Annotated in this window: 6 protein-coding genes; 1 reads left to right on the forward strand and 5 read right to left on the reverse strand. The window is 72.5% G+C overall.

The genetic code is table 11. The features are described 5' to 3' along the window. Positions 1–88: 88 nt before the first annotated feature. Positions 89–262, reverse strand: coding sequence for a hypothetical protein (locus N5D62_RS23870; protein ID WP_279760447.1), 174 nt, complete (start codon positions 260–262; stop codon positions 89–91). 487 nt (positions 263–749) lie between these two features. Here N5D62_RS23870 and aceA point away from each other — a divergent pair, with 487 nt between their 5' ends. Further along, on the forward strand, positions 750–2,039 hold the full coding sequence (gene aceA / locus N5D62_RS23875) for an isocitrate lyase (RefSeq protein ID WP_279760455.1): 1,290 nt from the start codon (positions 750–752) through the stop codon (positions 2,037–2,039). Between the two features lie 90 nt (positions 2,040–2,129). Here the strand turns inward: aceA and N5D62_RS23880 are convergent, their stop codons facing one another. From N5D62_RS23880 to N5D62_RS23895, 4 genes are all read right to left on the reverse strand, one after another. Next, positions 2,130–2,312, reverse strand: a complete 183-nt coding sequence (locus tag N5D62_RS23880; protein WP_279760448.1) for a hypothetical protein — start codon at positions 2,310–2,312, stop codon at positions 2,130–2,132. 71 nt (positions 2,313–2,383) lie between these two features. Beyond that, positions 2,384–4,315: a hypothetical protein gene (locus N5D62_RS23885; protein ID WP_279760449.1), complete on the reverse strand. Its 1,932-nt coding sequence runs from the start codon at positions 4,313–4,315 to the stop codon at positions 2,384–2,386. A 232-nt stretch (positions 4,316–4,547) separates the two neighbouring features. After that, positions 4,548–6,881 carry a response regulator gene (locus N5D62_RS23890; RefSeq protein WP_279760450.1) on the reverse strand — a complete coding sequence of 778 codons (2,334 nt, stop codon included), beginning with the start codon at positions 6,879–6,881 and terminating at the stop codon, positions 4,548–4,550. After that, on the reverse strand, positions 6,872–8,137 hold a 1,266-nt coding region (locus N5D62_RS23895), incomplete at its 5' end, for a response regulator (RefSeq protein ID WP_279760451.1). The genes N5D62_RS23890 and N5D62_RS23895, both read right to left, overlap by 10 nt.

An 8,137-nucleotide genomic window follows, 5' to 3' on the forward strand; every position in this document is an offset into this window, starting at 1 on the left:
CGCCGCCGCCAGGACCGGCGCGAAGGCCGGTGCCAATGAAAAAAGGGGCGTCCCGTGGGACGCCCCTTTCCATTCGCGGTGGCGGGAATCAGCCGCCGAAGATGCTGCCGATGCCCGAGGCCACCTTGCCCAGCAGGCCGCCGGCCACCGAGCTGGCCACGCCGCCGATGCCCGAGGCCAGGCCGCCCGCCGCGGAACCCGCCGCCTCGGTCGCGCCGCCGCCGATCACCTTCGAGATCAGGCCACCAATCACTGGAATCATCGTTTTCTCCTTGGGAAGCCGCCGCGCGATCCGGAAGGACGCCGTGTGCCGCGAAGCTTCGGCCGGGGATCCGGCGCGTGGCGGCCTGGAATCAGGTCGCGGCACATTCGCGCTAGTGGGGGGGCGGGTGACCACCGGATCGCTTGGCGAATTGCGGTTGTCGCACGACCCGCTGGCCTGGATGGGGGAGGTCCTGCGCATCCGGGAGGCGGATCGCGGTATTTTTCAGATCATGAAAAGAAGATTCCGGCATGTGCAAACGCCGGCTGCTGCACCGCCGCAAGATTTCTCATCATGGAAGAGTCACTCTCACGATCCGGTTTTCGTTTTGCAAGTTGTTGATTTGATTGGATAAAAAATTCAGTCTTATATAAGACATGAACCCACCACGCGGCGGTCGAGGCGCCTAGATTTGAGTCCATCGGTTTTCGATTTTTCGCAACGTTCCACCAACCATCCATCGAACCAGGAGCTCAGCATGACGACCTTGACCCGCGAACAGCAAATCGCCGCCCTCGAGAAGGACTGGGCCGAAAACCCTCGCTGGAAGGGCATCCAGCGCGGCTACACGGCCGCCGACGTGGTGCGGCTGCGCGGTTCGCTGCCGATCGAGCACACGCTGGCCAAGCGCGGCGCCGAGAAGCTGTGGAACCTGGTCAACACCGAGCCCTTCATCAACGCGCTGGGCGCGCTGACCGGCAACCAGGCCATGCAGCAGGTCAAGGCCGGCCTGAAGGCGATCTACCTGTCGGGCTGGCAGGTCGCCGGCGACGCCAACAGCAACGGCGAGATGTACCCCGACCAGTCGCTGTACTCGGTGGACTCGGTGCCCAAGGTCGTGAAGAAGATCAACGCCACCTTCAAGCGCGCCGACGAGATCCAGTGGAGCGAAGGCAAGAGCGACCTGGACTACTTCGCGCCGATCGTGGCGGACGCGGAAGCCGGCTTCGGCGGCGTGCTGAACGCCTTCGAGCTGATGAAGGCCATGATCGAGGCGGGCGCCGCGGGCGTGCACTTCGAGGACCAGCTGGCCGCCGCGAAGAAGTGCGGCCACATGGGCGGCAAGGTGCTGGTGCCCACCCGTGAAGCGGTGGCCAAGCTGGTCGCGGCGCGCCTGGCCGCCGACACGATGGGCGTGCCCACCGTGCTGCTGGCCCGCACCGACGCCGAGGCCGGCGACCTGGTCACCTCCGACATCGACGACAACGACAAGCCGTTCTGCACCGGCGAGCGCACCGTCGAAGGCTTCTTCCGCACCCGCAACGGCGTGGACCAGGCCATCAGCCGCGGCCTGGCCTACGCGCCCTACGCCGACATGATCTGGTGCGAGACCGGCAAGCCCGACCTGGCCTTCGCCAAGGCCTTCGCCGAGGCGATCCACGCCAAGTTCCCCGGCAAGCTGCTGGCCTACAACTGCTCGCCCAGCTTCAACTGGAAGAAGAACCTGGACGACGCCACGATCGCCAAGTTCCAGCGCGAGCTGGGCGCGATGGGCTACAAGTTCCAGTTCATCACGCTGGCCGGCTTCCACAGCCTGAACTACTCGATGTTCAACCTGGCCTACGGCTACGCGCGCAACAACATGAGCGCGTTCGTGGAACTGCAGGAAGCCGAATTCGCCGCCGCCGAGAAGGGCTTCACCGCCGTGAAGCACCAGCGCGAGGTCGGCACGGGTTACTTCGACGCGGTCACCACCACGATCGAAGCGCAGGCGTCGACCGCGGCGCTGAAGGGCTCGACGGAGGACGAACAGTTCTTCGACGCGAAGCACGGCTGATCGCCGTGCGAGCGGCCCCGTCGCGGCGGGGCCGGTGAACCGGAAGGGGCTGCTGGGGAGCAGCCCCTTTTTTTCATCCGCGGGGCGTCGTCAGAAGATGCCGCCCAGCGTGGCGCCGGTATTGCCGAGCAGCCCCTTGCCCAGTTGGCCGGCCAGGCCGGCGAGGCCTTGCAGGGGCTGGGTGACGGCGTTGGTCACCGTGGAGATGGCGTCCCCGCCGGCGAGCCCGGGGAGCACGGACGAGGCGAGGGAAGCGAGGGCGGGCAGGGGCATGGGAAAGTCCTTCAGGAAAGGCGACCCGACGGGTCGCCGAGGCGGCGTAGTGCCGCTGCGAGGGCCCGCGTTCAGCGCGTGGCTGTGGTGATGGCGGCGGCAGTGGCGGCGGTGGTGGTGGTGGCGGTGGCGGCGGGCGTCACCGGCTCGCCGCGCCGGGCCGCGCGCTCGACCTTCACGTGGGCCAGGTCGGCCAGCGCGTCGCGGCTGTCGCCGCGCCCGAACCGGTCGGCCGGCGTCAGGTGGCGGGCCAGGGCCTCGTTGTGGTGCCGCAGGTAGTGGGCGCGCGCCACGTCGTCCTGGTTCACGAGGCGGAAGAAACGATGGTCGGCGCGCAGCGTCCGCAGCCGCCGGCCCTGCGCGTCCCGGAACAGCGCCTGCGACGCCGGATCCGCGCGGCGGGCCAGCGCGGAGGCCGTTCCGAACAACACATCCCGGTGGAAGCTCTCCAGCCGCACGACGGCCGGGCTGGCCGGGTGCCGCCACAGCTCGTCCGACAGCCGCTCATGGAGCTGGGCCACCGACCCCTCGAACCAGCTCGGCGGATAGTCCCGCTCCCTTAGCGCGCGCAGCCGCTCGCGGCCGTCGGCCAGCAGCGCGGACGCATCGCGCCGGGACTCGTTGCGGGCCACCAGGCGGCGATGGCGCTCGGCCGCGGAGCGGGGTTCGCGCGCGCCGTCCTCCTCCTTCAGCACCGCGAGGAGGTCGTTCCACAGGCGAGTCCGGACCAACTGGTCCTGATGGCCGACGAAGCGATCGCCGACCTCGTGGAGCACCGAGTCGAGCGGGCGGTCGAGCAGGCGCGGGCCGAGGTTGCCCAGCCGCAGCCGCTCCTTGATCGCTTCCGGCGCTTTCTCGCCCAGGTAGTCGGCGCGCCGATCGTCGTTGACGCCGGCGCCGAAGCTCGCCCCGACGGTGAGCAGCGCGCCGGGCACCGCCAGCCCCAGCGCGGCCGGCGGGCAGGCGAGGTTGGACACGCTCGCGCCCAGCATCAGCGCCTGGCCGGCGCTCAGCATCGCGTCGCAGGCCTGGCTGCGGGCGCTGTCGGCCAGGCGGTGGCCGGTGTCCTGCTCGACCAGCGCCCGGGTGCGCGGCGACAGTTCTCCGGCGACCGCGCGGATCGCCGCGCGGTCCCGGCGCAGTTGCCGGTGCTGCGCGGCATGGATGCGGCCGTTCAGCAGGCCCGCCACGCCCTGGGAAACCTGCGCGCCCATCATCACGCCGCCGGCGGCCAGTTCGAGCGCGTGGCCGGCGGCCTGCGCCGCGGCCTGGCCCGCCACGAGGCCCGCGGTCCGGGCGGCGGCCTCGCCCGCGGTGACGGCCGCGGCGCCGGCGGACAGCACCATGCCGCCGGCCATGCCGGGCATGCCGATGCCGGTGAACAGCGTCGCGGTGCGTTGGCGCTTGGCCTCCCGGCGTTCGCCATCGAGGCGGCGCAGCAGGCGCGCCTGGTAGCTGGACTCCGCCGTGTCCAGGCGCCGGTTGCGGGCGAAGCGCGCGGCGATGACGGCGGCCGCTTCCTCGGCGAACGCGTCGCAGAGCGCGCCGTTGCCCGGCCGGTGGTGCCACCGGTTCGCGAGGTTGTGCTTGAGCAGCGAGAACGCGCCTTGGGCGCGGTGCCGCTGGCGGTCCTCGTGGTGGCGCACGCCCTCCGTCTGCAGCGCGACCAGCCGGGCGAGGTCCTGGTCCGATTCGCCGTCCCCGAACGCGCTGCCGCGCCGGAGCGCGTCGATCAGCAGCTGCTGCTGGTCCAGGCAGCGCCGCACGCTGTCGGGATAGACCTGCGCGTAGCCGGCGCGGGCGGCGCCGACCGCATGCTTGGCCGACATCGCCACCAGCGGGAACAGCGCGGCCAGCACGCCGATCTCGATGTAGGGCTGGTGCGCCTCGGCGAAGCCGGCGGGGATGGCGCCGGCCACGTCGTCCGGGCCGTCGAGGTTGCGCAGTCGCGCGACCGCGCGCAGCACGGACAGCAGGCCGGAGCCGGAGAAATCGTCGATCACCTTGGGATCGGACGAGAAGAGGCGTCGGCCGAGCCGGACGCTGGGCGCGTCGGCGCCGTCGTCGTGGACCCGCGGGGGCTCGAGGGGCCCGGGGGGCTCGGGGGAGAGGGGCGCGACGCGGCGCGCTGAAGGGAAGATCAAGGCGGCTCCTGGCGGTCCGTGGCACGGGCCTGGCTGGAGCGACCTCTGGCTCGGCGGAGCCGACCTAGTGGCCGGCCGCGCGGTGTCCTGTTCAGCGCGTCGTGGTCTCCGGGTGCGCGGCCGCCGTCCGGCGATGCCGCCACTCCTGGATCAGTTCGACCACCGCATCGGGATCGGCCGGCTTGACCAGGTGCACGTCGAAGCCGGCTTCGTGCGCGCGCCGCCGGTCGTCCTGCTGGCCGTAGCCGGTCAGCGCGATCAGCAGGCTGCGATCGCCGCCGGGCAGCGCCCGCAGCCGGCGCGCGACCTCATAGCCGTCCAGCCCGGGCAGACCGATGTCCAGCAGCACGACCCGCGGCGCCTGCGCGGCGGCGGCCTCCAGGGCGCCCGGGCCGTCGATCTCCACCGTGGTGTCGAAACCGGCCAGTTCGAGGAACACCGCCATCGAATCGGCGGCGTCGCGGTTGTCGTCGACGACCATCACGCGGCAGGGTCCGGCCGGCTCGTCGCCGTCCCAGGCCTCGTGTTCCGGCTGGGGCTCGGGGTCGGGCCCGGCGGCGGGCCGAGGGGCGGCCGCCAGGGCAGGGGCCGTGGGCGACGCGGCGGCGTCCTCGCCCGGGACGGCGGGCAGCCAGACGCGGAACGACGAGCCCTGGCCCGGACCGTCGCTGTGGGCCTCGACGCGGCCGTGATGCAACTGCACCAGGCGCTGCACCAGCGTCAGCCCCACGCCGAGTCCGCCCTGGTTGCGGTCCAGCCCGCGCGGGCCCTGCTCGAACAGGTCGAACACATGCGGCAGCAGCGACGGCGCGATGCCCCGGCCGTTGTCGCTGACGGTCAGCACGAAGCCGCCGTCGGTCTCGGTGTCGGGGGCCGCGAGCGTCAGCTCGATCCGGCCCTCCGGCTCGGTGTACTTGCTGGCGTTGTGCAGCAGGTTGGTGACGACCTGGATGAGCCGCGCCGCGTCGCCGCGCACCCGCGCCGGGCGCTCCGGCAGGCGCAGCCGCATCTGCTGGCGTTGCGCGTCGATCAGCGACTGCACCGGCTCGAGCCCGTGGCGCACCACCTCGCGCAGGTCCAGCGTCTCGGTCTTCAGCACGATCTTGCCCTGGCTGATGCGCGCGACGTCCAGCAACTCGTCCACCAGCCGCGTCAGGTGCTTGACCTGGCGGTCGGTGATCGCGACCGCCTCGGCCAGCGGCGCGTCGCGGTCCCCGGGCGACGCGCCGGCGCGGCCGCGGCCCGGATCGGCCAGCAGCCGCATCACCTCGATCGCGTTGCGGATCGGCGCCAGCGGGTTGCGCAGCTCATGCGACAGCATCGCCAGGAATTCGTCCTTGCGCCGGCTGGCCTCGAGCAGCTCGGCCTCCGCCTGGCGGCGCTCGACGATCTCGGCCTGCAGCGCGCCGTACAGCCGCGCGTTCTCGAACGCGATCGCGGCGCGGCCGGCCAGTTCCTCCAGCGTCGGCCAGTCCGGCGGCTGATGCGGTTCGGCCAGCAGCAGGCCGCCCAGCGCGCGCTCGCCGGCCACCAGCGGCAGCACGACGCCGCTGGCCGTGTCGCGGCGCAGCAGCGCGCGCGGCGCGGTCTCTTCCTCCGGCAGGTCCGGCGGCGGTAGCGGCAGGCCGGGCGCCGGCCGGGCCGGGACCATCTGCTCGAGCGCGGTGCGCGTGGCGTTGTAGAGCACCTCGGACAGCATCTGCTCGCGGCCCTCGGTGAACAGCGGCGCCTCGCCGGCGGCGATCGGCGCGTCGCAGCGCAGCACGCGTTCATGGCCGTGGCCGGCGTCGCGCAGCCACAGCAGCGCGCGCGGCGCGAAGCGCGGCACCAGCAGCGCCAGCAGGCGCCGCATGGCGACCTCGGCGTCGAGCGAGTCGGCCAGCTCGCGCCCGGCCTGCGCCAGGAAGATCGAGCGGCGGGTGTTCTCCTCGGCGGCGCGCTGCGCGGCCTCGGCGCGCGCGATCGCGATGCGCTCCAGCGCCTGCTGCCGCAGCCGCTGCTGCATGATGAACAGGTCGACGAAGACCCGCACCTTGGAGCGCAGCACGTCGGGGATCACCGGCGAGAGGATGTAGTCGACCGCGCCGAGCGAGTAGCCCTGCGCCGTCTGCAGCTCGTCGGCGTAGGCGGTGACGAAGATGATGGGCGTGTGGGCCGAGCGCCGGTAGCCGCGGATCAGCCGCGCCGTCTCCAGCCCGTCGATGCCCGGCATGTTCACGTCCATCAGGATCACCGCGAACTGCTGGCGCAGCACCTCGCGCAGCGCCTCGCTGCCCGAGCGCGCGATGACCAGGTGCTGGTCCAGGTCGGCCAGGATGGTCTCGAAGACCAGCAGCTTCTCCGGCAGGTCGTCGACGATCAGGATGCTGGCGCGCTCGGCCGCGTCCGGCGTCGCGTAGCCGTCGAACAGGGCGCTCAGCGGCATAGCCAGCCCCGCAGCACGGTCAGCATGTTGGCGGGGTCGACGGGCTTGGAGAGGTAGTCCCAGGCGCCAGCCTCGATGCACTTCTGGCGGTCGCCCTTCATCGCCTTGGCCGTCACCGCCACCATCGGCAGTTCGCGCCCGCGCGGCAGCCGGCGGATCTGCTGCATCGTCTCCAGGCCGTCCATCTCCGGCATCATGATGTCCATCAGCACGATGTCGATGGACGGGTCCTCCTGCACGAGGCGGATCGCCTCGCGGCCGTTGTCGGCCGAGACGATCACCATGCCGTGCGCGTCCAGCACCGTGGCCAGCGCGAAGATGTTGCGCATGTCGTCGTCGACGATCAGCGCCTTCCTCCCCGACAGCGGACAGCGCGCCACCTGCGCGTCGTGCAGCGCCTGGCGCTCGTCGTCGGCCAGGTCGGCCGGGGCGCGGTGCAGCGCCAGCGCCAGCGCCGCGACCGCGGCCTCGTGGTTCACCGCCGTGCGCACCGGCAGGCCGTGCGGCCGCGCCCAGCGGCGCGCGGCGTCGGGCGAGCCGTCGTCCACGGTGTCGGCCGCGCCCGCGGCGGGCTCGGCGTTCAGCGCCACCACCGGCAGCGGCAGCGTGCCGGGCCGGCGCTCCAGCGCGTCCAGCACGTCCTGCGGCCCGAAGGCGCAGGCCGCGGCGTCCACCAGCAGCGCGTCGACGCCGGGCAGCAGCTCGCGGGCCTCGTCGGCGGTCCGCACGAACACCGCGTCCACGTCGTGCGCCAGCGGCGCCAGCAGCGCGGCCCGGTCGGCGCCGTCGGGCATCGCCACCGCCAGCCGGCGCTGCGGCCGGTCGAGGTAGCGCTGCAGGTCGCGCAGCGCGTGGTCGACGTCGTCGCGCGACTGCAGCGGCTTGGCCAGGAACCCGAGCGCCCCGGCGCGCAGCGCGCGCTCGCGGGCGTCGTCGGTGGAGACCACGCACACCGGCAGGTGGCGGGTGTCGGGGTCGGACTTGATGCGGTCCAGCACGCGCCAGCCCTGCATGTCGGGCAGGAAGATGTCCAGCGTGATCAGGCTGGGCCGGAACTCCTGCGCCATCGCCAGCGCGCCGGCGCCGGTCGTGGCCACCAGCCCCTTCATGCCGCCGTGGCGGGCCGCCTCGAGCAGCACGCGGGCGAAGGCGAGGTCGTTCTCGACGATCAGCAGCACCCGGTCGCCGCTGGCGATGTCCTCGCGGTCGTCCTTGGCGACATTGGCGAAGACGATGCTGTCGGGCGGCGTCTCCAT

The organism is Mitsuaria sp. GD03876 (assembly GCF_029840635.1).
GTDB lineage: Bacteria > Pseudomonadota > Gammaproteobacteria > Burkholderiales > Burkholderiaceae_C > Roseateles.